19 protein-coding genes and 1 pseudogene are annotated in these 23,481 nt (G+C 58.5%); 5 read left to right on the forward strand and 15 right to left on the reverse strand.

The window, feature by feature from the left end:
- Positions 1-11 precede the first annotated feature (11 nt).
- Together PSTEL_RS22485 and PSTEL_RS22490 are read right to left on the reverse strand one after the other, a co-directional pair.
- Positions 12-344 (reverse strand): 4Fe-4S dicluster domain-containing protein, encoded by a 333-nt coding sequence (locus tag PSTEL_RS22485; protein WP_038698823.1) that lies wholly within the window; start codon positions 342-344, stop codon positions 12-14.
- Positions 341-1,945 (reverse strand): FAD-dependent oxidoreductase, encoded by a 1,605-nt coding sequence (locus tag PSTEL_RS22490; RefSeq protein ID WP_038698825.1) that lies wholly within the window; start codon positions 1,943-1,945, stop codon positions 341-343. The genes PSTEL_RS22485 and PSTEL_RS22490 overlap by 4 nt, the downstream gene beginning before the upstream one ends.
- Before the next feature lie 409 nt (positions 1,946-2,354).
- On the opposite strand from PSTEL_RS22490, the pseudogene PSTEL_RS22495 reads away from it, so the two are divergent.
- A pseudogene (locus PSTEL_RS22495) lies at positions 2,355-3,583 on the forward strand (IS110 family RNA-guided transposase).
- Between the two features lie 217 nt (positions 3,584-3,800).
- On the opposite strand, the gene PSTEL_RS22500 reads toward PSTEL_RS22495, so the two are convergent.
- From PSTEL_RS22500 to PSTEL_RS22555, 12 genes are all read right to left on the reverse strand, one after another.
- Positions 3,801-4,679 carry an ABC transporter permease gene (locus PSTEL_RS22500; protein WP_038698827.1) on the reverse strand — a complete coding sequence of 293 codons (879 nt, stop codon included), beginning with the start codon at positions 4,677-4,679 and terminating at the stop codon, positions 3,801-3,803.
- Between the two features lie 21 nt (positions 4,680-4,700).
- Complete coding sequence (locus PSTEL_RS22505; RefSeq protein WP_038698829.1) at positions 4,701-5,498, reverse strand: ABC transporter permease; 798 nt, start codon at positions 5,496-5,498, stop codon at positions 4,701-4,703.
- 66 nt (positions 5,499-5,564) lie between these two features.
- The gene (locus PSTEL_RS22510) at positions 5,565-6,341 is read right to left on the reverse strand and encodes an ABC transporter ATP-binding protein (RefSeq protein ID WP_038698831.1); all 777 of its coding nucleotides are present in this window, start codon (positions 6,339-6,341) and stop codon (positions 5,565-5,567) included.
- Between the two features lie 291 nt (positions 6,342-6,632).
- Positions 6,633-7,859, reverse strand: coding sequence for a radical SAM protein (locus PSTEL_RS22515; RefSeq protein WP_038698833.1), 1,227 nt, complete (start codon positions 7,857-7,859; stop codon positions 6,633-6,635).
- Positions 7,810-9,219: a nitrogenase component 1 gene (locus PSTEL_RS22520; RefSeq protein WP_052098858.1), complete on the reverse strand. Its 1,410-nt coding sequence runs from the start codon at positions 9,217-9,219 to the stop codon at positions 7,810-7,812. The genes PSTEL_RS22515 and PSTEL_RS22520 overlap by 50 nt, the downstream gene beginning before the upstream one ends.
- Positions 9,220-9,221: 2 nt before the next feature.
- On the reverse strand, positions 9,222-10,631 hold the full coding sequence (locus PSTEL_RS22525; RefSeq protein WP_038698835.1) for a nitrogenase component 1: 1,410 nt from the start codon (positions 10,629-10,631) through the stop codon (positions 9,222-9,224).
- 14 nt (positions 10,632-10,645) lie between these two features.
- Positions 10,646-11,674 (reverse strand): nitrogenase iron protein NifH, encoded by a 1,029-nt coding sequence (locus tag PSTEL_RS22530; protein ID WP_281176735.1) that lies wholly within the window; start codon positions 11,672-11,674, stop codon positions 10,646-10,648.
- Positions 11,575-12,813 (reverse strand): methionine adenosyltransferase, encoded by a 1,239-nt coding sequence (gene metK / locus PSTEL_RS22535; RefSeq protein ID WP_052098860.1) that lies wholly within the window; start codon positions 12,811-12,813, stop codon positions 11,575-11,577. The genes PSTEL_RS22530 and metK overlap by 100 nt, the downstream gene beginning before the upstream one ends.
- A 327-nt stretch (positions 12,814-13,140) precedes the next feature.
- Positions 13,141-14,487, reverse strand: coding sequence for a PQQ-binding-like beta-propeller repeat protein (locus tag PSTEL_RS22540; protein WP_245625214.1), 1,347 nt, complete (start codon positions 14,485-14,487; stop codon positions 13,141-13,143).
- The gene (locus PSTEL_RS22545; protein ID WP_052098864.1) at positions 14,484-15,743 is read right to left on the reverse strand and encodes a phosphotransferase family protein; all 1,260 of its coding nucleotides are present in this window, start codon (positions 15,741-15,743) and stop codon (positions 14,484-14,486) included. The genes PSTEL_RS22540 and PSTEL_RS22545 overlap by 4 nt, the downstream gene beginning before the upstream one ends.
- 449 nt (positions 15,744-16,192) lie before the next feature.
- Positions 16,193-17,101, reverse strand: coding sequence for a fumarylacetoacetate hydrolase family protein (locus PSTEL_RS22550; protein ID WP_245625007.1), 909 nt, complete (start codon positions 17,099-17,101; stop codon positions 16,193-16,195).
- 26 nt (positions 17,102-17,127) lie between these two features.
- On the reverse strand, positions 17,128-17,901 hold the full coding sequence (locus tag PSTEL_RS22555; protein ID WP_038698841.1) for a Cof-type HAD-IIB family hydrolase: 774 nt from the start codon (positions 17,899-17,901) through the stop codon (positions 17,128-17,130).
- A 308-nt stretch (positions 17,902-18,209) separates the two neighbouring features.
- Here PSTEL_RS22555 and PSTEL_RS22560 point away from each other — a divergent pair, with 308 nt between their 5' ends.
- From PSTEL_RS22560 to PSTEL_RS22570, 3 genes are all read left to right on the forward strand, one after another.
- Positions 18,210-19,304, forward strand: a complete 1,095-nt coding sequence (locus PSTEL_RS22560) for an LLM class flavin-dependent oxidoreductase (RefSeq protein ID WP_038698843.1) — start codon at positions 18,210-18,212, stop codon at positions 19,302-19,304.
- Positions 19,305-19,330: 26 nt separating this feature from the next.
- Positions 19,331-19,531: a hypothetical protein gene (locus PSTEL_RS22565; RefSeq protein ID WP_038698845.1), complete on the forward strand. Its 201-nt coding sequence runs from the start codon at positions 19,331-19,333 to the stop codon at positions 19,529-19,531.
- Between the two features lie 92 nt (positions 19,532-19,623).
- Positions 19,624-20,859 carry an N-acetylmuramoyl-L-alanine amidase family protein gene (locus tag PSTEL_RS22570; RefSeq protein ID WP_052098867.1) on the forward strand — a complete coding sequence of 412 codons (1,236 nt, stop codon included), beginning with the start codon at positions 19,624-19,626 and terminating at the stop codon, positions 20,857-20,859.
- Between the two features lie 128 nt (positions 20,860-20,987).
- Here the strand turns inward: PSTEL_RS22570 and PSTEL_RS22575 are convergent, their stop codons facing one another.
- Positions 20,988-22,022, reverse strand: coding sequence for an NADH:flavin oxidoreductase/NADH oxidase (locus tag PSTEL_RS22575; RefSeq protein WP_038698848.1), 1,035 nt, complete (start codon positions 22,020-22,022; stop codon positions 20,988-20,990).
- A 584-nt stretch (positions 22,023-22,606) separates the two neighbouring features.
- Here PSTEL_RS22575 and PSTEL_RS22580 point away from each other — a divergent pair.
- Complete coding sequence (locus tag PSTEL_RS22580; protein ID WP_052098870.1) at positions 22,607-23,443, forward strand: helix-turn-helix domain-containing protein; 837 nt, start codon at positions 22,607-22,609, stop codon at positions 23,441-23,443.
- Positions 23,444-23,481: the final 38 nt, after the last annotated feature.

Genomic DNA, 23,481 nt, shown 5'->3' on the forward strand with positions numbered 1-23,481 from the left:
AGTCGTTGTTGTTAAAATCCCGCACGGCGGGACAGATCAATCATAAAGCTGTGGCTGGCTACGGGCTGACGCCCTTTGCCCCAGCCGACCTTGGCCCGGTAACCCCCAAGCAGCTCTCCCGAAGACAGCTGCTCTTCCGTCACACCGGTTGCTGCTTCCGCATCGGGCGCCACATAGAGGGCGTCAACCGGGCAGTACAGCTCGCACATGAAGCAGGTCTGGCAGTCACTCTGGCGTGCGATCACCGGCACCCCGGCCTCGCCCTTGTCGAATACGTTGGTCGGGCAGACGGACACGCATTGATTGCAGCCGATGCACCGCTCTGCGCTGACAATCTCGATCATAACAGCGCACTCTCCTTCACGGCTTCGGGAGACACCCAGATGTCGTCGAGCCCGCCGCTCACAAGACGGTAATGCTGGCTGTCGTCAAGCGCCTTGTAATCCTCGCGCTTGTGCATGCCTCTCGTCTCGGTCCGCGCCAGCGCCGAAGCGTACATCCAGCGGGCCGTCGCCGTCATGGCGGCGGCTTCGCGCCGCTTCAGCCCGTGGGCGGTAAGGGCGACCTCGCCGCCGCGCAGCTCCTCCCACAGCCGGTCCAGCCGGTCCAGTGAGGCCGTAAGTCCCGCCTCGGTGCGGAACAGATTAATATCGTAAGGCTTCACCTCGTCCTGAACGGCCGAGATGTATTCCGCCGTCCGGTTCTGGTAGCCCCGGTCACCCTCATGGGCGGTCAGCGTAGAGGACGACAGTCCGGACGGGTTGCGCCCTGCGGCGCGGGCCCCGAGGCTCAGCGCATAGTCGGCCGCCCCTTCGCCAGCGAAGGAGCCCGACGACATCGCCCAGGCGGCATTGTGGCTGCCTCCGCCTGTGAAGCCGCCGCAGATCAGCTCGCGGGTCGCCGCATCGCCGGCGGCGTAGAGACCCGGCACCCCGGAACCGCAGTTCTCGTCTGTTATGCGAATTCCTCCGGTGCCGCGAACCGTTCCTTCCAGCCGAAGCGTAACCGGGAAAGCATCCTTAAACGGATTGATGCCAAGCCGGTCGAAGGGCAGGAAGAAGTTCGTCTGCGCGACCCGCAGCAGCGGCTGCAAGTCCTCGGGAGCCTGGTCCAGCTTAGCGTAGACCTGGCGGCCGGCGAGCAGATTCCGGGCGATCACGGAGCGCCCCTTCTTCGAGCCGGCTCCTTCCACGACGCTGCCGTCCTCATAATAGAAGCTGGCGTAGCTGTAATACGCCGTCTTCGTTACAGTGGAGAACGTCGGGCAGATGGCATAGGCGTTGGAGAATTCCATGCCCGACATCGATGCCCCGGCCTCTGCGGCCAGCAGCAGACCATCGCCGGTCAGCACGTTGCAGCCGAGCGCCTTGCTCAGGAAAGCGCAGCCTCCGGTGGCGATTACGACCGCCCCCGCCGTCACTTTCCATGTTCCGCCGCTCTGCGTGCGGACGCCGGAGGCGCCGCCCACGCCATGCTCATCGGCGAGCAGCTCCAGCGCCGGGCTGTGGTCGAGAATGCGGACGCCAGCCTTCTTGACCAGCTTGCGCATAAGCCTCATGTACTCGGGGCCTTGCAGCCCCCGCCGGTGCTGCCTGCCGTATTCATCGACCGGGAACGGGTAACCCGAAACGCCGAGCCGGTTCATGTTCTCGTAGGTCCGGTCCAGCACCCGGTCCATCCAGCGGTCCTCCGCCAGCTGGCCGCCCAGCGTATACCGGCTGGCCTTGGCCTTCTCACGGAGTTCCCGGTCCGGCTCAACATACCAGACACCCGTTCCGGACGGAGCCGTCGCGCCGCTTGACCCGCAGTAACCCTTGTCGGCCAGCACAACTGAAGCGCCCTTGGCCGCGGCCGCAAGAGCCGCCCATGTGCCGGCGGGCCCTCCACCGAGGATCAGGACATCTGCCTTAAGTTCCAATACACCCTTGTCTGCTCCAAATGTCATGCTTATGGCCTCCTCGTATAGTATTTTCAAAAGCCTTATATAAGCTAGTTTCCAGTCCCAGAGGGGACTAGCGGCCACTCGAAGATTTACCAGTCACTTGCTCCTTGAACATCGAACAGGGACTGGACTTTCCGGCGTGCTTCTGGACAATGAATCTTAGGGTTCATTCGGGGATATTCTTACGCCTCCCGTAGTCTCATCTACTCCCTAAGTCTGTTTCTCCGGTACGCGTCCGAACTTCTTACCCGCTGGCTGTTCCCTTCGGCAGCCCATGCCTGGCTTTAGCAGACCCAGGGCAGCTCATGGACCGAAGCGTGTTCTCATACGCGAGGGTGAGGTTGGGCGCGTGCGCCGGAGGCATCCCGGAGCGTCCATTCCCTGAATCCCTAAATGAAAGGAGGAATTCCCCTTGAAGCTTTTTGTCGGAATTGACGTGAGCTCCCAAGAGCTCGAAGCGTGTTTCATGAACGCGGACGGCGACAACTTCGAATCGTTCACCGTCCCGAATAACCTTCACGGCGCTTCTCACCTTCGCGATCGTATCGTGGTCGCAGCGGACAAGCTTGCCGTATCTGAGATTCACATCGGCCTTGAGGCCACTTCCGTCTACAGCTGGCACCCGGCCATGTATTTCCACCAGGACCCGGCACTTCGTGAGCGCAAGACCAAGGTGTTTACGCTGAACCCCAAGCTCATCTGCAAGTTCCGCGAAGCTTACGCCGACATGGACAAGACCGACCGTCTGGATGCCTGGGTCATTGCGGATCGCCTTCGCTTCGGCCGCCTGACGACCACCCTCGTCATGCAGGAGCAGTATATCGCGCTCCAGCGCCTTACGCGCATGCGTTTCCACTTGGTGCACAACCTCGCCCGGGAGAAGCAATACTTCTTGCAGAACCTGTTCTACAAGTGCAATGCCTTCACCACCGAAGTGGACAGTTCAGTATTCGGCCACGCCCTCATGGAAATGCTCTCGGAGAAGTTCAGCCTCGATGACATTGCCGAGATGAATGTTACCGACCTGGCTGACTATCTGCGGGACAAGGGGCGGAATCGCTTCCCCGACCCTGAACGTGTGGCTCGCTGCATCCAGCAAGCCGCCCGCGCCTCCTACCGGTTGTCGAAGGTCGTGGAAGATTCCATTGACCTTGTGCTCGGCACGTCCATCGAGTCCATCCGCAGCATCCAGAAGCAACTCAAGGATCTGGACAAGGCCATTGAACGCATTCTGGACGGCATCCCGGGCGCGCACCCGGCATCGGCAAGGTCTACGCCGCCGGCCTGCTCGGGGAACTCGGCGACATCGAACGGTTCAAGGATCAGGCCGCCGTGGCCAAGTATGCCGGCCTTACATGGCGAAAGCATCAGTCCGGCGCCTTCGAAGCCGAACACACCGCGCGCATCAAATCCGGCAATCGATTCCTGCGCTACTACCTGGTTGAAGCTGCCAACTCCGTTCGATTGCGCGATGAGGAATTCGGTGAGTACTACCGGAAGAAATATAACGAAGTGCCCAGAAATCAACACAAACGCGCCCTCGTCTTAACGGCAAGAAAACTCGTGCGTCTGGTCGATGTGCTGCTACGCAACGGCCAACTCTATACGCCTCGAAGGAAGGTGAATAGCGCGAAGAATTAACGCCTTCTTTGCCAAGTCCTTCACCAAATTCCCAGTAAAATTCTGGTATATGATTGAATTTTCGGCTGGGTTTGTTTCGATGCGCCTTTTTTCGTGACTTCTTCCTTGATGAGCCTGGGAAATTTCCAATTCGCACAACTCAGGGACTTGACATCATACCGCTGGACTTAGAAGTTGAAATATGTGACGGCGCCTTTGCGCCGGGGCAATTCTCTCGCTAGCCCGAATAGCTGTCCCGCCAGGACAAAAACTTGCGTTCCAGCAACCGTACCAGCGAATCAATCAGCTTGCCGATTACAGCGAAGATCAAAATGCCGACGAAGATAACCGGCGTGTTGGAATTCTGTTTCGCTTCATTAATGAGAAATCCCACTCCCGACTGGGAGCCGATCAGTTCGGCGACGACCAGACCGATCCAGGCGACGCCGAGGGAGAGCCGCACCCCGAGCAGGATGTTCGGCAGCGCCGATGGCAGAATCAGCCGCCGCAGCCGTTGAAACGGTGTGAAGCCCAGAACCCGTCCAACCTCCTGCAGCTTGGGATCGCTGTGCCGGATTCCCAGGAAGGTATTAATGTAGAGCGGAAAGAATGAACCGCTCAGAATAATGGCTACCTTCGAAACTTCGCCGAAGCCGAACCAGAGAATGATCAGCGGGGCGATCGCCAGATGCGGGACAAGCCGCAGCACCTGGATGCCGGGATCAAGCAAATACTCGGCGCTGCGGAACAGACCGTTCAGCACTCCGAGCAGCAGCCCGGCCGCGCCGCCGATCAGAAAGCCCAGGAAGGCCCGCCCGAGACTGACGCCCAGATGATGCGCCAGACCGCCGGACACCGTCAGCTCTATGAATGACTGGACAATGGTCAGCGGCGAGGGCAGAAATTCAGGCGACAGCCACCCGGTGCTGGCACCGGCCTGCCAGAGCACCACCACAATGACCGGGATCAGCGCCCCGGCACCTAGATCCGAGAGATAAGCTCTCCACCTCGGCTCAGCCTTCCTCAGAACAGCAGGCTTTCGCTTCGTATCAGACCGGACGCTTTCCTCGGCAGTCTTGGCTCCCGCCCGAAACAGCGCCTTGGCTCCTTCACTCATCGTCATACTCCTTTCCTTAACCTAATGACTTTCTTTCCACCGCAGCAGCCGCCGTTCCGCGAGACGGACCGCCCCATCGCTCAGCAGGCCGCAGACCGCGAAGACCAGAATGCCGACGAAGACGACCGGTGTATCGGCAAATTGCCGGGCATCGGACATCATGTAGCCGATACCGGATGTCGAGGCGATCAATTCGGCAACCACCAGACCCAGCCAGGACAATCCGAGCGACAATCTTACGCCGAGCATGATGCCGGGAACCGCCGCCGGAAGCACCAGCTTCGTGACCTGTTTGAACCAGCCGAAGCCGAGCACCCGAGCAACCTCGAACAGCTTGTTGTCCACCCCGCGTATGGCCACGAAAGTGTTGATATAGATAGGGAAAAAAGCACCCTTCGCAATGAGCAGCACCTTCGATTCCTCCCCGATGCCGAACCAGAGAATGAACAGCGGAACGACCGCGAGGCTCGGAATCATGCGGATCATCTGGAATGAAGGATCAAGCAGCTTCTCCGACCGCTTGAACAGGCCGACCAGAATGCCGAAGAAGAGTCCAAGACCGCCGCCAAGCACAAAGCCGGAGAACGCCCGGGCGGCGCTGACTCTGAGGTTGATCCATAAATCGCCCGAACCTGCTAGCGAGACGAGAGAGGTCAGTATCGTATAGGGTGTCGGAAACAGCAGATCGGAGATCCAGCCGTTCTGTCCGAGGATCTGCCAGAGGCCGAGTACCACAGCCGGAACCAGCAGACCGAGAAGCACCTGCGTGCTTCGTCCGGGTCTTCCCGGCGTTCGGACAACGGCAGCGCGATTGCTCATCGGAACATCAATCCTCCATTTACAATTAATTACAATTCCAATAGATTAAATCGGATTTATGAGCGACTAAATCCCTGCTCCGTCGGTCAGCTCCAGTTCCTCCACCTTCTCGAACTCGCTCAGCACCTTCAGCCGGAGCTCCTGAAAGGAGGTTGACGCTTTTTTGCGGGGATACGGAAGATCGATGTGTACGACCTTGCGGATTTTTCCCGGTCTGGGGTCCAGAATGACCACCCGGCTGCCCAGGAAGACCGCTTCGTCGATATCATGCGTGACGAGAATCATCGTCGTTCCATTGTTCCGCCAAATGTCCAGCAGAGCACTCTGCATATGCGCTCTCGTAAAAGCATCCAGCGCGCCGAACGGTTCGTCGAGCAGCAGAATCTTCGGATTCCGGAGCAGCGCCCGCGCGATCGACACCCGCTGGGCCATGCCGCCCGACAGCTCGCGGGGATAGGCCTTCTCGAATCCCTTCAGCTTCACCAGCCCGATCAGTTCATCCACCTTCTTCCGGACTTCGGGACTTCGCAGGGACAGATCGGAAGCGATGTTCTTCTCCACAGTCAGCCAGGGAAACAGGCGATGCTCCTGAAAAATAAAACCTTTATCGACGCCGGGGCCGCCAATCTCCGCTCCACCCAGCTTCACCGTGCCGTCATAGCCGGCATCCAGGCCGGCGATAATGCGCAGCAGCGTGCTTTTGCCGCAGCCGCTTGGACCGATAACTGTGATGAATTCTCCTTTCTCCACCCGGAGATCAACTTCCCGGAGCGCCTGCACGGGACCGCTTTTGGTATCAAACGACTTGTTCAGGCTGGAGATTTCCAGCAGCGCCTCGCCCATAAATCCTCTTCCTCCCCCATCAAATTAAATCCGGCCAGCAGAATGAAACTCCAAACAAAAGGCGCCATGTCCAAATGGACACAGCGCCTCTGCTTAAACAGTCAGCGTCCTGTGATTTAATTCATAGTATTTTTATGCGATTTGTGATTATTAAAATAACATCATTCACACAGGCTGTCAACGATAAAATAAAAAGAAAAAACGCATCATGCCGCCTTTGTGGAATGCATCTGCGTTTCTTGTTTATCCTGCGGGGGCCCATACGTCGGGCCTTTAAGCGATACGGTCTCCTTATACCGGCTGCTCCCGCTTGTCCCCGCCAAACGCCGGAACCCGTTCTTCGTCGATCGCGAACAGATCGTGAATCAGGAAGTTCGGGCTTGGCGCGATGTCGAAATAGTCCTGATAGGTGAAGCCGTATCTTTTGAAAATATCATGGCATTTGTAGGCCATATCGAGATGCCACTCCGCATGCGGTGTCCGGTGGCCCTCCAGCGCCGACCCAGGGTTCGGCGTCCAGGCGCCTGTCAGGGACAATACTCCGATGGAAGCGAAGTATTCCACGCCTTCCAGCGTCGCCCGCTTAGGCTCGATGCCGGCAACAAAGCCTGACCGCACCTTGCCCTTGCCGAACACTTTCGCGGCGTATTCAATGGCCTTGATCCAATGCTCCCGGCCGCCGCATTCCGCAACCTTGCCCGGCAGGATCGCGGCATAGAATGCCGGGTCCCACATTTCCAGATTCATCGCGAGCGTCCGAAAGCCCGCTTCCTTGTAGCGGTCGATAATACCAAGATCCAGCGGAGCCCCGATGACCGCAGTCCCATTGAAGTCCTGAAGCCCCGTGCTCTCCTGGATGGCTTCGGCCACGTCAATGTAGTAGTCGACCTCCCGCCGCTCCGGCACGAAGCCTCCCGTCAGGTTCGTATGGGTGACGCCGTCGAGCCGATAAGCCGCCGCAACGGCTTCACCGATCTGCCTTGGATTTTTCCACTTGATGCCCTGAATTTCGGAATACGTATCCTTGGTCGCGTTAATGTTGCAGAACAGGCAGTCCTGGCCCTTCTCCTTCAGCGAGCATTCATTGCTGTACGCGATGGAGACGGTCCCGCCGTCCAAATAGCCGGAGGAATAGCCGGCAATCCGGGAGAATGGCGTTCCGTCCGAGGCCTCAAGTCCGTAATAGGCGGGCCGCTTGTCGAAGGTAACAGGGAAGAGTTCTTTTCCCTTATGGGTCAGGACATATTCGCAGCTGTCATAGACGATCCGGAAGTCCGATCTGCTGTCCCAGTGAAAGGCGACCCGCAGCCCGCCCGGCGTAATGTACCCGGTAGGCAGATCGAAGCCCTCATGGGTTTCATGGTCCATTTCAAAGCACAGATGCACCTGCTCCTGATGCGCGCCTCCAAGATCGAGATGCTGGAAAATGGCCGGATCGGCCGCCACTCCCTCCACATTCACCTCATTCTTAATGCTCAGCTCCTGAAAAAGCCGGCTTCGGATGTGCTCCCTGCTCATCTCTCGCGTCCCCCTTCATGATTTGATGCGGTTCCAGCTCCCTGCGTATTTTCGCGAACCTGATGATTCCGCTCCCCGCTGTCTCCAGCAGCGCGATGCCGCCGCCAAATCCGGCGAAGCCCCGGGTAAGCACCAGCTCCTCCGCAACCGGGAACGACACGGGAATGAACGGAATTCCCTTGCGCTCCGCGGTTTTTCGTTCGATCGTACTGCCCAGCAGCAGCTCGATGTCCTCCTCCAGCAGCAGTTCCTCAATCAATTGTCCGTCAGTTTCAAAGACGATTCTCGTCTCAAGCCCGGAATGCCGTTCCTGCCAGCCATGGACAATCCGTTCCTGCGCCGACTCCGGCAGGTTGTCGGTAATGACGATCAGAACCGGCAGCAAGCCCAGCGGATCGGCCAGAAACCGGGCCTGGCTTATTGCGGCTGAGCTGTCGCCGACGACGGCCAGCCTCTTCTGGAAGCCGTAGCGGTAATAGGCGTCCGCCTGCTCGCGGATGTAATAGCGTTCCCGCCGCTCCTGGGCCTTGATCTGCGTCTCCAGCGCATCCGGCTCCAGGTCAAGCTGATTCAACACGCAGCGCAGCACCTCCCCTGTCTGCGCCACTCCCACCGGATAGCCGTCGAAATGCACATAGGGAATGCCCGCATGCCGCTCCAGCCATTCGCAAATCTCCAGACTATGGACCGAGAAGGAGACGTTGAGCGACGCCTGCCGAAGCGCCGCCCATTCTTTCCTTGCCGCATCTGGACCGAAGATGACATTGACTTCGGCTCCCGCGTCCTCAAAGCTGAGCTTCAGCCCCGCTAAATTGCCTCTCCAGTGCACATCCTGCTCCGGAATTACGCCGAACAAATTGACCAGACGGCCGTTTCGATTCCCTTCAGTTACCCCCAGCTTGTCGTATTGCCGCAAAATGCCGAGCAGCGCGGCAGTATAGCCGTTATGAACGCTGCCCTTGAAACCCGGAGTGCCGAGATGGATGGCATGCACCTGCTGCTCCTGCAGCTCTTTGGTCATCGCCGGCACATCGTCCCCGACCAGCTCCGGCGTGCAGCCCGTCAGAACGGCATAGAAGTCTCCCGCCTTGATCTTGACGGTGTTCTTGAGCTGCTCCCTCAGCCTCGACGTGCCGCCGAACACAACCTGCCGCTCCAGAAAATTGGTGGATGGAACGCTGAGTCCGCCGCCGCTGCCCGAGCCGCCGTTGCCGCTGAGTGTGCTTCCTCCCAAATACTGCTGCACACCGCAGCCGGCGGAAGAGTGAATGATTGGCACCGCCCCCTCGATCGCCCGAATCGTCTGAAGCGCGCCGTGCAGCAGGCAGCTGTTCCGGTTCCCCGCCGTCGTCTGTCCCATCTTCACCGCACCTCCTGCTTGATATGCCAGTTCACGCTCTTCGCAAGCCAACCCTCACGGTAGGAGGAACCTCCCGCGCTTAAGTACCGGCTCAGCGCCTGATTCCGCAGCGCCTTGCCGAAGAGTCCGGCCAGCGCAAGTGCTCCCTGGAAGCCGTAAATGTCCACGGCGTCCACCGAAGCTGCCGGAATGCCTGCGGCAGCCGCCCATACGGCCGTCTCGCTCCGGCCGATATAGAGGTCTGGCCGCCATTTGTTCAGCGCGTTGATCTTCTCGAACGGCTGCCCTGGTTCGATCAGCACATGCGGATTGTGGCGGCGGGACCATTCCCTGAGCCTTGGGGCATGGGTAAGGTCGGCATGGGTTAGAGCAAAGGCAGTCACCTTCCCTCCAAGCTCCGTTACTAATTCGCCGATCCCGAAGGCCTGCTCCGGCGGAAGATCAATGAAGACCGAGATATCGCCCAGCCGCTGAAGTGCGAGCGTCTCCGCCGTCTCCGTCCTGGCGGCCTCGATCACATTCCGCGTCTCGGCGCCGGTGTCCAAGGCATCCGCCGCGGCCAGAAGCCAACGGTGAGTTCCGGTCAAGCCGATCGGCGGCGGGACATCGAGCCTGGCGACGCCACGGCTTTCCTCCAGCCAGGCCAGCAGATAGCCGGCATCATCCCGGTCCAGTGCTGCGGAGGCGGCGGCTCCCGGAGATCTGCGGAGATCGGAGAGCGTATAGAATCCTGACACGTTGTTATATGAAATTCCTGCGGCTGTCAGCTCTCTAATGATATTCCCCGTTCTTGTCTCCGCTGTCCCGATCAGGTTGATAAACCGCTCGCTGTTGTCCGAAGCCGGCTCCTCGTTCAGCACATGCTTGGCTAAAGCGTGATAGATAAGGTCGTAGCCGTACAGCGGCGACTTGGAACGAAAGCCAGCTGCGAATATCGGGACAACCGGAATGCCGTACAGCTCCTCCGCCTCTACAGTAGCGGATTGGATGTCATCATTGTTGATCGCTATGACAGGTGTGGCCAGAATGAAGATGATATCCGGCTTCCACAGCCGCTGCGCTCTGCCGATCGCATCTCTCAGCTTGTCGTCCGCCCCAAGGATGGAATCATTCTCCTCGATATGTGTAAGCAGCCAAGGCCCGCCGCCGGAGCGCAGCTCATCCTCAAGCTTCGCCGCGCCGCAGCCCGGAGGGCCGTGAATGATCGTGACAGCTCCGCGAATCCGTCCCAGCAGACGGATGGCTCCGATCACCTCGTCGTCGGTCGTCTCCGAGTAGGTGCGGATCCGCTGAGCCGGCTCCTCCCGCTCCAGTTCATCCGCCAGCGTCCCGCTGTCGCCATAGAAGGCGGTCAGCGTTCCGAGGCGCTTCTCCCGAACCCGAGCGAACCGCTGTCTGATCTCATGGTTCATGGTCGTCATCTCCTTTAGTTCGCGGCGGTTCCCGAAGATACCGCCTCCTTGTTGATGGCATCCCCCCAGCTTCTCGCCCAGTCGCGAAGATCAGTAACATTCAGCGGAGCCGGAACGGTCAACTGCTCATTGGAGGCCACATGCGCTGCCAGCTTGCGGTACACCTCCGCCTGGTCCGACTGCGGACTGGCTTCGATGACCGTCTTGCCGTAAAGCTCGCTCTGCGCCACAACAGGCGACCGGGGCACATACCCGGCCACGGACGCGCCCGTCACCTTCGCGAAATCCTCGATCAGCGCCTGCGGATAGCCGGGCAGAACGCTGTTCCCGATAATGCCGCCGAGTCTCGCTCCGCCGGAGGGGGCGTATTTGCCGATGGCTTTGAACAGATTATTCGCGGCGTAGACCGCCATGAAGTCAGAGGAGCTGACGACATATGCCCGGTCCGTAATGCCGTCCCGGATCGGAACGGCAAAGCCGCCGCAGACGACGTCTCCCAGCACGTCGTACAGCACATAATCCGCTTCGAACTCCTCGAACACGTTCAGCTCCTGCAGCAGGCCGACTGCGGCGTTGATGCCGCGCCCCGCGCAGCCGACGCCGGGCACGGGACCGCCCGCTTCGATGCAGAGAATGCCTTTGAATCCGATCGCCGAAATATCCTCCAGCCGCGTTTTGCCGCTGTCCCTAAGGCTGTCGATCACCGTCGGCAAATAATCGCCGCCCCGCAATGTATTAGTCGAATCGCTCTTCGGATCGCAGCCGATCTGGATGACCCGGTGACCCGCTTCCGCCAGGGCGGCGCTGATATTGGAAGTAGTGGTCGATTTGCCGATTCCGCCCTTGCCGTAGATGGCAATATGCTTGGTATTCTTCGCCATTTCTATCAACCTCCTGTATGCTGCTTGCCCTAATCCTGTCTCCGACTTCCTGATTATTCGGTTCAGAGAGCCGCACTGGCTTCGGCCACAGTCACCGCTGCCCCATGACTCTGCGCCGCAGCGGCCGCCTTGAGCGCTTCGGCCTTGTCTGTGCGCTCCCACGGCAGATCCAGATCGCTTCTGCCAAAATGGCCATAGGCCGCAGTCTGCCGGTAAATCGGCCGCTTGAGATCAAGTGTCCGGATAATCGCTCCCGGACGGAGATCGAAGACTGCCTTCACCGCAGCCGCGATTTCATCGTCGGGAAGGATGCCGGTGCCGAAGCTGTTCACCGTGACCGAGACCGGGCTGGCGACGCCGATGGCGTAGGCCAGCTGAATTTCAGCGCGGCGGGCCAGGCCAGCCGCTACAATGTTCTTGGCGACGTGGCGGGCGGCATAAGCGGCGCTGCGGTCCACCTTCGTCGGGTCCTTGCCGCTGAAGGCTCCGCCTCCATGGCGGGCGTAGCCGCCGTAGGTGTCGACAATGATCTTGCGTCCGGTCAATCCGGCGTCGCCGTGCGGTCCGCCGACCACGAACCGGCCTGTCGGGTTAATATAGTACTTCGTACTTCCGTCCAGCAGCCCTTCGGGAACCGTCGGCTCCACGACATGCCGGATGATATCCTTCCAGATTTGCTCCAGCTCGATGTCCGGGTCATGCTGGGTGGACACAACGATGGTGTCGACACGAACGGCGCGGTCATCGTCATACTCCACGGTTACCTGCGTCTTGCCGTCCGGACGCAAATACGGCAGCAGTCCGCTCTTGCGGGCCTCTGCCAGTCTTCTCGCCAGCTTGTGGGCCAGGGAGATCGGCAGCGGGAACAGCTCCGGCGTCTCATCCGTCGCATAGCCGAACATCAGTCCCTGGTCGCCTGCTCCAAGCTCGATTTCCGTCTCACCGGCATTGACCAGAAGCCTCGATTCCAGCGCCTGATCCACGCCTTGGGCAATATCTGCCGACTGCTCGTCAAGCGAGCTGAGAATGGCGCAGGTATGGCCGTCGAAGCCGAGTGAAGAATGATCGTAGCCGATCTTCACGATCGCATCCCGCGCAATGGCCGGAATATTGACGTTCGCCGAGGTCGAAATCTCGCCGGCGATCAGAACGAGCCCCGTCGTGACCGCCACCTCGCAGGCGACTCTTCCGTTCGAGTCCTGTTCCAATATGGAGTCCAGAATGGCATCCGAAATCTGGTCGCAGATTTTATCCGGGTGTCCTTCTGTAACGGATTCTGAAGTAAACAGATACTTGGTCATGTTTCTTCCCCCATTCATTGTGATGGTTTTCACACAATTTTCCGCGCCTTGCTGCTCCCGAATATGAAGAAAGGCCCTGAATCCATGCCATGCTGCCTTGGGCAGCTACGGCGGTTCAGAGCCTCCGGTTATCCGGTCAACCTTTTTCCAACTAAGTTTATAGGATTAATATACATGGTAGGCGGAATGGGATTGTTTGTCAATAGAGCATTTTGCTTAACTCCATGGAGTGATTTAGGCCAACAATATAGAGAGCAGAATGATGGGATCTGTCTGGAGAATGATGCAGCATGCCAAATAAACTTATTCGCACATGATGCCCGGACGCTATTTGATTCGGAGACTGTCCGGTTCCTTAAAGGCCTGCACCTTCCCTCTGCTCTGCACAATAATCATTCCGCTCTCGGACAGGCTCGGGCCAAAGACATGCCCGTTCGTCTCCAGTTGAACGACCGGCTGCGCCGTCTTCAGATGGATGCCGATCAGCCGTCCGTCGGTCTGGATCACATACATGCCGTGGCCGATCAAATCAAGACGGGCGATGGGATTGCGGATGCTTCCATTATAGGAAACCGCCGATTTGTCGGTCGTCTTGACGCCGTACAGATCATGGTTATTGGTAAAAATAATCCGCTCGTCATACGGGCCCGCCGCGTAGGCCAAGTCCTTCGGCCCTATGCTCTCCGCCGAATACGTGTCCCTCACTGTCTTCGCGGGATCGGCGGCTTCCGGATAGCTGTACAGCTTGTTCCCCGCATTCAGATAAATGCGGCCGCCTTCAAACCAGGCTCCATAATTTCCGGGAGCATGCTGAGGATCGGTCAGATTGATGTTCGCGGGATTATAGACAGTCGTTCCGGTAATTTTGCCGGTCTTGGCGTCCAGCGTATCGAGCGTGGTCAGCTCTTGTATTTCAAAAGGCGTACTCTCTCGCTGTACCACTACTTTGCCGTCCTTCACCGCAAGAGGCAAACTATAATGGCCTGACTCCCACAACTGCTTGCCTGTCGCCGAATCATAGGCATGCAACAGATTATACGAATAGGCCCCGGAGATGGTGTTCGTGGCAAATACCAGTCCGCCTGCCGCCATGATCGGCTGATTGAACGGGGTCTCATCCTTGGCGGTCCATTGCAGAACGCCATCCTTCAGCCGGTACGCCTGAATTCCGCCGCTTCTCACCAGCAGCCGCTCTCCATCCACGGTCAGCTGCGACGCTCCCGGGCTTGAAGGCTTGGCGGCAGCCCAGAGCTTTTTCCCGTTGACCGCATTAACCGCATAGATCGTTCCCGGCTTCGAAGCTGTGTACAGCACACCGTTCCGGTACAGGATCGGCGCCTGAAGGCCCGCACCGAACTTCCATACCGTCTTTCCCGTCTGTGCGTCCAGCGCCGTCAGCTGTCCGGATTTGATGATATAGATTTGTCCGCCGCCTGATGCCGTGAGTCCTTGATCCACCGAATAATCTCCTTGAGAATCATCGGCGGCTGCATCCATTGCCGAGACCCACTGCGCCTTGATCTCCTTCGCGGATATTGACGACGCCGAGGTATCATAGTTGTTCCCGACATACGAAGTATGAGATGCCGTATCCGCCACAGCCGCACCTGTCCCCCCAAGCAGCAGCCCGAGACCGAGCGTTCCCGCCGTAATCCGGTTCATCCACTTGATCATTCCCACTTCCCGTCCTCCTCCAGTCGTTTCATCAAGCTTGTCTGATAATGCTCCAGACGCTCCTGAATAAGCTCTGCCGTCAGATCCGTTACGCCGAACGCGGACCAGCCCACGTAAACCTGCGGCGGCTGATCATCCAGCCCGTCGAACAGGGACAGCAGATCCCAGTACGGATGATAGGAGAACTGCGCACCGGCTACATCCGCATACAACTCCAGGAACAAATCCGCGGCTTCCACACCGTACAGCTCCGCCAGATTCAAGCGGCAGTGCCCCACATCGGCTCCGGCAGGGCCGATGCAGGCGTTCGGCCAATCGACGATTCCGCTGACGGAATCCCCGCTCCACAGCACATTGGCCGGATGGAAGTCCCGGTGAATGAACCGGGGCACGAAGGTCGGCCGCCGGCGCTTGACGAAGTCCGCCGCCGCAGACCAGCTCTCCGGGCAGCGGGTCCAGCCGGGAGCCCGGAGGTTCGCGATGTCGCTGTACGGGAAATGCGTCCAGCGGAATTCCTCTGCCGGCGCGGCGTGGATGCCGGCAAGGGCCTGCGCCAGCCCCGCGAGCCAGCTCCGCATGTCGCGGGGCTTCAGATTGACTCTGCCCGGCAGCAGAGTCATCAGGACGGCGGGCAGCCCGCAGGCCGCGCCGTCCGGGTCTGCGCCGAGCAGTCTCGGCGCAGAGAGGCCGGCCAGCTTCGCCCGCCGGAGCGCAGCGGCCTCGTGCTGAGCCAGGTCGGGCTCCATGCGGAGCCAGCTTTCATTGTCATACAGGCGGATGACCGCTTCCATAACACCTGCTCCTCCTTCGTCCGCTTCTCCTTCGTCCTCCAGCGTAACCCGGTACAGGACACTGGAGGTGCTTCCCGGGAGAAGCTGGCTCTCTTTGACGCGCAGAGAACCGGCGCCGAGAACCGACACGATCCAGCCGTTCGCCCGCTGCGGCAGCTCGTCGTTCTTCGCCTCGCTGCCTTTCGCCTCGCTGCTAGGCCGGACTTCCGGAAGCGCCGTATTTTGCAGGCCCGCCCCTGCGGCTTCCTCCTGGATCGGCGTTGTCTTCGGCCCGCCGCTGGCCTCAACCTCCGACTGTGCGTTCTCGTCCGGTTCTCGTAAGTCATTGAGCCTTGAGCCCGCATCATTATCATTGTCATGTGGATGTCCTGCCGAGATGAACTTCCCCTTCCCCTGCGCACCCTCATTTCTCCCTGTGCGCCCGTCTTCCGTCCCCCTGCCGCTCTCTTCCCTGCCGCCTGCCATCCCTTCTCCTCCTCCGCTTCGGAACGAACCCCGTCCCAAATGGTTAATGCTGACATCAATGAGTATACATGATTTTCCAGATCGAGGCTCGGTCAACCGCCAATGAGACGCCGAACGGCCTGCCCCTCAGGCACGTTATCTTCCTGCGCCTTGTGTACAGGCCGTTAATGATTCAGGCGGTGAACCCTTCACCCGGTTAGCCGTTAATCCCGTGACGTGTTACCCCGTAATTGGTTATCCCGTGACCGGTTATCCCGGCCAGCCGGGCATTTAAGATCATTCCACGCACTCGGGGCAGACCCTGGAGCAGCATACGACAGTTAAGCGGAAGATACTTTCCTGCACACGCCCCTGCACTTGCAGCCCACTCACAGCAACGGCCTGTCCGCTTGATCCGCGGACAGGCCGTTTTGTTGTACATCTCATATTCGCCTATAGGCGTCCTGCCGCTAAGCGAGCGTATTTTCCAGCGTACCCAAGCCGTCAATCGTAATCTCGACTTTATCCCCGGATTTCAGCCATACCCGCTTTTCCTCGGGCAATCCAAGAATAACCCCTTCCGGCGTTCCTGTATAAATCAAATCCCCAGGCTCCAGGGTAAGGTACTGCGATATGTAGGACACCAGCTCGGCGCAGGTATGGATCATGTTCCCGGTGTTGGCGGACTGCCGAAGCTCCCCGTTGACACGGCATTCGATGCGAAGGCTGCCGGGATCAATCTCATCGGCCGTCGCAATCCAGGGCCCTACCGGCCCGAAGCCGTCCAGCGATTTGCCGAGGAGCCATTGGGTTGTGCGGAACTGCAGCTCGCGGGCGGTCAAATCATTGCCGGCGGCATAGCCGAAAACATAGCTCAGAGCCTCTTCCTTCGCTACGCGGGAAGCTCTGCGGCCGATCACCACGACGAGCTCCGCTTCATAGTCGATCTGCGACAGCCCCGGCGGTATTGCAATCGTCTCCTTGTGGGCCGACAGCGTGTTGTCGAGCTTGCTGAACAGCACCGGAACCGAAACCGATTCAAAGCCCGCTTCTTCCGCATGGCTTTTGTAGTTGAGGCCAACGCAGAGAATTTTGCGCGGGCGGGTCACGCTGGGCGCGAACTCCACAGTCTCTTCCGGCAGCAGGACCGGCGACCCCGCCAACAGCCCGCTCAGCAGAGTCAGCGCTTCATCGCCGCTCCCGATCACTTCCTCCATATTTGCAGGAGCCTGGACTCCCGCCTGTTCAGCCGTCGCCTCGATGTCAACGATGCCTTCCGGCGTCTTCACGCCAAGCTTGATTCCGCCATTGCTTCTATACTGCAGCAGCTTCATTTCATGGGTCCCTTCTTTCCCCTTATTAGGCTTGCCTTCTGCCATGCTCTCCCAGCTTCCACTATTCGCGGTTAAATCAGGCTGGCGTGCTGAAGCCCTTTGTAAATGCCTCCGTCATCCACGCTGCTTGTCACATAGTCGGCGTAGGGAAGCAGCTCTTCATGTGAATTGCCCATCGCGATGCCGAGTCCGGCCAGCTCCAGCATTTCTTTGTCGTTGAGGCCGTCGCCGAACGCGATCGCTTCCTCCCGGCTAAGGCCAAGGTTGTCCAGCAGCGCCTGAATGCCCATTGCCTTGGAGCTTCCGGGCGGGAGCACGTCCAGTGCAAGCGGATGCCAGCGAATCAGCCGCAGCTTCGTCAGCAGCTCTTCGTACAGCGCCTCTTCATGGCTCTCACAGTGCAGGAACATCTGGTAGATTTCATTGTTTTTCCAGAACTCGGGGTCCCAGCCCGGCTGATCGACCTTCAGGGTGTTCACGGATTCCGTGACAAAAGGATGATTCTCCGTATCGGCAAAATAAGACTCTCCGCCTTCAAACACGAGCGAATGCTTGTGCTTGCCCGCAAGCTCCACCAGCGCCGCAATCGTCTCCTTGTCCAGCGGCTGCTTATGCACAACTTTGCCCTTGTATACGACAAAAGCCCCGTTCAGACATACATAGGAGTCGATGCCCAGCGCTTCCGCCAGCGGCTTGATAAAATAAGGCGCCCGGCCGGTCGCAATCACCGGCTCAATGCCGTTCTTCTTTAAATGGGCGACGGCCTCCAGCGTATCCGCCGGAATTTCCTTCTCCTCGTTGACAAGCGTGCCGTCGATATCAAAAAACACAATCCTATAATCCATTTCCTGTATGCTCCTATCCTTCCGCCAAGCCAAAAACCGGCGGCTTCTGTAATCTGCGCGGGTTCTGTCCGCTTTCATCCTACCCGTAACTTACCATGATTGATCGGCGGCGGGCAAGAAACATAGAAACCCGGGGCTTATTCCTGTTATAATGATCACAATAACTCACTAACTTACTTATTCACTCAAGGATAAACGCCTGACGGCGTCCTTTAGGCGCCGTGCATTTACCGAGAAACAGAAGATCTATTGTAAGCAACAACTTATAAAGTCTTATATTTGAACCATAAACCAAAGGAGTCTTTTCCATGAACCCTTCCATTCTAAAAACGTCAGCGTCCGGCAGCGTCTTTGAGTTCGGCGTCTATACGCTGGGCGATATCGTCCCCGATCCCCTGACAGGCCGTTCGGCGAGCCACCGGGAGCGTCTGCGGGATATTGTAGCGGCCGCCAAGCTCGCCGACGAGGCCGGACTTGATATATTCGGCGTCGGGGAGCATCATCGCCTCGATTTTGCCGTCTCCTCCGTTCCCGTAGTTCTGTCCGCCATCTCTCAGGTCACCAAGCGGATCAAGCTCGCCAGCACGACCATGGTGCTCGGCACCATCGATCCCGTCCGCCTGTTCGAGGACTTCGCCACGCTCGACCTTTTGTCGGACGGACGCGCAGAGATAATGGTCGGACGCGGCGCGTTCACCGAATCGTTCCCGCTGTTCGGATACGACCTGAGTGACTATCAGCAGCTGTTCACCGAGAATATCGGCCTTCTGCAAAAACTCGGAGAGGAGAGCACTGTCTCGTGGGAGGGCCATTTCCGTTCGCCGCTCAAGGACGCGGAAATCTCGCCCCGCCCTCTCCAGCCGAGTCTCCCGCTCTGGATCGGCGTCGGCGGGACGCCAGCCAGCGCGGAGAGAGCCGGCACGCTTGGCACCGGCATGGCAATAGCCATTCTGTCCGGCAATCCGGAGCGCTTCGCCCATCTGGCAGAGCTGTACCGGCAGGCCGGACAGCAGGCGGGCTACAGCCCGGATTCCCTGAAGGTGGGCATAACGAGCCACGGCTATATCGCCAAGACATCCAAGCAGGCGCTGGACGACTTCTATCCGTACTACCTGAACTATCTGAACGGCATCATGGCCCATCCCGGCCAGGAGTTCCGGTTCACGCGCGAAGATTTCGAAGCGTATACCCGGCCCGGCGAGGCACTGGCTGTCGGAAGTCCGGAGCAGATTGTCGAGAAAATCCTGCACCAGCATGAGCTGTTCGGACATACCCGCTTCATGGCCCAGATGGACGTCGGCGGCATGCCCTTCTCCAAGGTTGCTTCGGCCATCGAGCTGCTGGCGACAGAGGTCGCTCCAATCGTCCGCCGGGAGATTGCGAAGAGAACCGGCGCCAATTGATGCTCCGGGACGCCTGAAGATCCGGAATGTCTTGCAGCCAGGCGGCGCATTGTGATGCGGCAAGCGCCTATAAGCACCCGGCCTTCCAGTCCGGCATTACGGAATTCACGGCTACACGGCACTCGCAGCATTTCATGCTTGCGCGGCAGTCGCTGCACGCATTTACGGCTCTTGCAGAAGCCGGGACCCTGGCGTTCCGGCTGATTCCCGGGGCCCGCTTTTCCTGAGCCGATGGAAGCATTTTGGGAGGTTTTCGGTTTGCTTTTGGAAGTGTAGGGGTAAAGGGTTACAGAATTTTTGCGACAGCGGAGGCCTGCAGATGAACAGAGATCGATCTAACCTTACATCGCCCGATCAACGAAATTCGAAACGCCCGCGTACATATTCCCGTTCCCGCCGCAAGGCTTGGCTCAAACCCGCCGCCTGGCTGACAGCCGCCCTTGCCGCGCTCCTGTGCCTTGTGCCGGCGTCGTCCTACACGGTCCGTGCGGACAGCTACACGGCCAAGGTCTACGCCTCCTCGCTCAATGTCCGAAGCGAGCCTGCCGCCAGCTCCGCCATCACTGGCTCGCTAAAGAGCGGCGCCGTCGTCACCGTGACGGACGAGCAGCATGGCTGGCTGAAGATCCGGCAGGGTTCCCTGACCGGCTGGGTCGCGGGCTACTATCTGAAGCGGTCCTCCGGCTCCCCGGCCTCTGTCCAGAGCAATTCACCCTCCGCAGCATCTTCTTCCTCTGCGGGGGGAAGCGCCTCCCGGTCCAGAGCGACCGTCACGGCGGATTCGCTCCGCATCCGCGGCGGTCCCGGAACGGGCTACGAAGTCGTCGGTTCACTGCGGGGAGGCAACAGTGTAACCGTGCTGTCCAGCCGGTCCGGATGGATGAACATCCGGACGCCGGAGGGCGTAACCGGCTGGGTGTCTTCCTCTTACATCTCGTATGCCGCGTCCAGTTCGTCCGGTTCCTCCTCCTCTGCCTCGGGAGGCTCCGCAAGCCGGTCCCATTCCGGCGGCATCCGCGGCAAGCTGATTGTCGTCGACGCCGGTCATGGAGGAGACGATCCCGGCATGATCGGGACGACTTACGGTACCATGGAGAAGGACCTCAACCTGCAGACGGCGCTGTATCTGCGCGACTATTTGACAGCGGCCGGCGCAAAGGTAAGGATGACGCGGACGAAGGACAGCCAGAAGCCATCCCTGTCCAGCCGCGCGCAGCTCTCGCAGACGATCGGGGCGGACGCCTTCGTCAGCGTTCATTTCAATTCCTCACCGAAAAATGTATCCGGTACGCTAACCTTCTTTTACTCGGAATCAGGCGATCTCCCGCTGGCCCGCGCCATCGAGCACCGGCTCGGCGACGGCATCGGCCTCAAGAGCAACGGCCTGTCCTTCGGGAATTATCATATCCTGCGCGAGAACACGATTCCGGCGGCGCTCGTGGAGCTTGGCTTCCTCACCAGTGCGAGAGACGAGTCAATCGTGCGGACATCATCCTATCAGAAGAAGGCCGCCCGGGCGATCGCCGACGGCCTCGCGGACTACTTCTCGAAATGAGCCGGATACCCGATACCCGGTTACAACAGAACACCCCCGGCTGCGGAACCTGCTCGGTTCCGCAGCCGGGGGTGTTGTTAGGTTATATCGGCTTCGGCCCGTTCCGGTCCATGCCGGAGCATCACAGCTTACTTGGAGATGGCGAAGCCGCGCTCATACTGGGCCGGAACCGGAACTTCCTTGCGAAGCGCTTCGGCGGCGGTCAACGCCCAGTACGGATTCTTCAGCATGCCCCGGCCTACGGCAACCAGCTCGGCCTCTTCGTTGCCGACGACGGCGTTTGCCAGCTCAGGCGTGTCAAGCCGTCCTACGGCGATTACTGGCACGTTCAAGCCTTCCTTGATCGCTTTGGCTAGTGGCACCTGGTACGCCGCATGCGTTCCCGGCCGTCCGGCTGCCGCAATCGGACCTTCGCCGCCCGCGCTGATATGGAAAATATCGACGCCCGCTTCCTTGAACGCCTTGCTGAACTCCAGGCTGTACTCAATGCCGTAGCCGCCTTCAACGTATTCCCTTGCGGAAATCCGCATAATGAGCGGCATGCCTTCCGGCATTTCGTCCTTAACCGCCGCAATGACTTCGCGTCCGAAGAGCGTGCGGTCCTGACCGTATTCGTCGCTTCGCTTGTTGGTGTAAGGCGAAGTGAACTGATGGATCAGATAACCATGCGCTCCATGAAGCTCGATCGTATCAAAGCCTGCCTGCACCGCCCGGCGCGCGGCGAGCCGGAATTTCTCGACCATGCCCTTCACTTCTTCAGTTGTAAGCTCACGAGGCGTCTTCGACTGTTCGTTGAACGGAATCGGCGAGGAAGACACCGGCTGCGGAGCATCCTCGGCCTTGCGTCCGGCATGGGCGATCTGAATGCCCACCTTCGCTCCGTAAGTGTGGCAGTCGCTGACGATCCGGGCAAGCGGCGGAATCTGCTCGTCGGACCACAGCCCCAGGTCATAATCGCTGATCCGTCCGTCCGGCTCGACATCAGTCATCTCGATGATAATCAGACCCGTTCCGCCAACGGCCCGGCTGACATAATGGGTATGATGCCATTCATTGGCTATTCCGTCCTTGGCTGTTACCGAGTACTGGCACATCGGCGGCAACACGATCCGGTTCTTCAGCTCCAGATTTTTCAGGGTATAAGGGGTAAACAAATCAATCACGGGTATCTCTCCTCCATCCAAAATGCATGTTCATGCATATAGTAGCTCACCCCCTGTATTGAAGTCAAATGTTATTCGGCTTGCGGTCTGTTCAATCTCCGTGTTCTTCAAACATGAAACGGAACGGGTCCTTGTCCCGGGGGTTAAATGAAGACATCTTTCCGAAAGACCGGTGTTTATCCAATGAAAGCGATGCCGATGCCGAGCCTACAACGATCACGCACAGCAAAACCAGAATCAGCAATCCTTCTATCAGCCACATAATCAAATACCCTTCTTTCCTTGTTATAAGCATTTTAACGAATAGTTTCGTGAATACTAGAGGAAGGAACGCACAACCTCTCATTCAGCCGGAAGCCCCAGCAAATCCTTAAATATATTGTCTGAATCATCCCTCAAATCAAAGACTGAACAAATTATTAAAGCCGCCTCTCCCTCTTCCCCATGCCGTTAACCCTTGATTTCATCTTAATTATTTTGCATACTTCATACAATCAAGAATATTGTTTCATTCTTCATTATCCTTTCATATCTTGCTTTGAGATTAAATTTACAACATCGAACCCAGAAAGGTCGGTATTCCATTGCGAATCCTAAGTGAGCCGAAGCTGCTGTACGCCGGACACATCAGCAGCAGTCCGGCCTGGTATTTTCCAAGCCACAAGCATGACGATCTGCTCGAGATCTTGTACATCCGGGAAGGGACAGGGTATTTTACGATCGGAGACCGGACTTACGCCACCCGAAAAGGGGACATCGTCGTCTACAACAGAGGGGTTCTTCACGAAGAGCGTTCCTCTCCGGGCTTTCCTTTCAGCCATTATTGCTGTGGATTCACCAATATAGAGATTGAGGGACTTCCCCTGGATCGGGTTCTTCCGGACGATGCCGCGCCTGTCATTAACAGCGGGAGGTACGCCACCGAGATGGAGGCGCTGATGTCCGTGCTGTTTGAGGAATCCTCCATGCAGGATGAAGGCTATCAGACGATATGTCGGGGCTTGCTGGTTTCGATCCTTACGCTTATTCAGCGCATCGCCGGAAACGGCCGTCCACAGGAAGAACAAACCGGCGATTCGTTGGCGCTCTCGATCAAGGAATATTTGGACCGGAACTTCGCGAGTTCCATCAGCCTGCAGGTGATTGCCGAGCATTTTCATGTCGACCGCTACTATCTCTCCCATGTGTTCAAGAAGCAGTACAACGACTCTCCTATCAACTATCTGATCAACCGGCGGATGGGCGAAGCCAAGCGGCTTCTCGCTTCAACCGAGATGAAGATTTGGGAAATCTCCAAGCTGGTCGGGTATGAGAACGCCAACTATTTCTCCATGCTGTTCGCCAAATTTATGGGGGAGACACCGAGCTATTTCAAGCACAATCATAGAAAAAACCTCCACTATCCGCAGCGTCCGGATTAAGGAACACTGCAAATAGTGAAGGAATACGACGAGATGAA

It is taken from the genome of Paenibacillus stellifer (assembly GCF_000758685.1).
Taxonomy (GTDB): domain Bacteria; phylum Bacillota; class Bacilli; order Paenibacillales; family Paenibacillaceae; genus Paenibacillus_AQ; species Paenibacillus_AQ stellifer.

Bases quoted from the DNA above. Each gene is read 5' to 3' on its own strand.
- PSTEL_RS22485 (WP_038698823.1), bottom strand. From the start codon at position 344: ATGATCGAGATTGTCAGCGCAGAGCGGTGCATCGGCTGCAATCAATGC.
- PSTEL_RS22490 (WP_038698825.1), bottom strand. From the start codon at position 1,945: ATGACATTTGGAGCAGACAAGGGTGTATTGGAACTTAAGGCAGATGTC.
- PSTEL_RS22500 (WP_038698827.1), bottom strand. From the start codon at position 4,679: ATGAGTGAAGGAGCCAAGGCGCTGTTTCGGGCGGGAGCCAAGACTGCC.
- PSTEL_RS22505 (WP_038698829.1), bottom strand. From the start codon at position 5,498: ATGAGCAATCGCGCTGCCGTTGTCCGAACGCCGGGAAGACCCGGACGA.
- PSTEL_RS22510 (WP_038698831.1), bottom strand. From the start codon at position 6,341: ATGGGCGAGGCGCTGCTGGAAATCTCCAGCCTGAACAAGTCGTTTGAT.
- PSTEL_RS22515 (WP_038698833.1), bottom strand. From the start codon at position 7,859: ATGAGCAGGGAGCACATCCGAAGCCGGCTTTTTCAGGAGCTGAGCATT.
- PSTEL_RS22520 (WP_052098858.1), bottom strand. From the start codon at position 9,219: ATGGGACAGACGACGGCGGGGAACCGGAACAGCTGCCTGCTGCACGGC.
- PSTEL_RS22525 (WP_038698835.1), bottom strand. From the start codon at position 10,631: ATGAACCATGAGATCAGACAGCGGTTCGCTCGGGTTCGGGAGAAGCGC.
- metK (WP_052098860.1), bottom strand. From the start codon at position 12,813: ATGACCAAGTATCTGTTTACTTCAGAATCCGTTACAGAAGGACACCCG.
- PSTEL_RS22540 (WP_245625214.1), bottom strand. From the start codon at position 14,487: ATGATCAAGTGGATGAACCGGATTACGGCGGGAACGCTCGGTCTCGGG.
- PSTEL_RS22545 (WP_052098864.1), bottom strand. From the start codon at position 15,743: ATGGCAGGCGGCAGGGAAGAGAGCGGCAGGGGGACGGAAGACGGGCGC.
- PSTEL_RS22550 (WP_245625007.1), bottom strand. From the start codon at position 17,101: ATGGCAGAAGGCAAGCCTAATAAGGGGAAAGAAGGGACCCATGAAATG.
- PSTEL_RS22555 (WP_038698841.1), bottom strand. From the start codon at position 17,901: ATGGATTATAGGATTGTGTTTTTTGATATCGACGGCACGCTTGTCAAC.
- PSTEL_RS22560 (WP_038698843.1), top strand. From the start codon at position 18,210: ATGAACCCTTCCATTCTAAAAACGTCAGCGTCCGGCAGCGTCTTTGAG.
- PSTEL_RS22565 (WP_038698845.1), top strand. From the start codon at position 19,331: ATGTCTTGCAGCCAGGCGGCGCATTGTGATGCGGCAAGCGCCTATAAG.
- PSTEL_RS22570 (WP_052098867.1), top strand. From the start codon at position 19,624: ATGAACAGAGATCGATCTAACCTTACATCGCCCGATCAACGAAATTCG.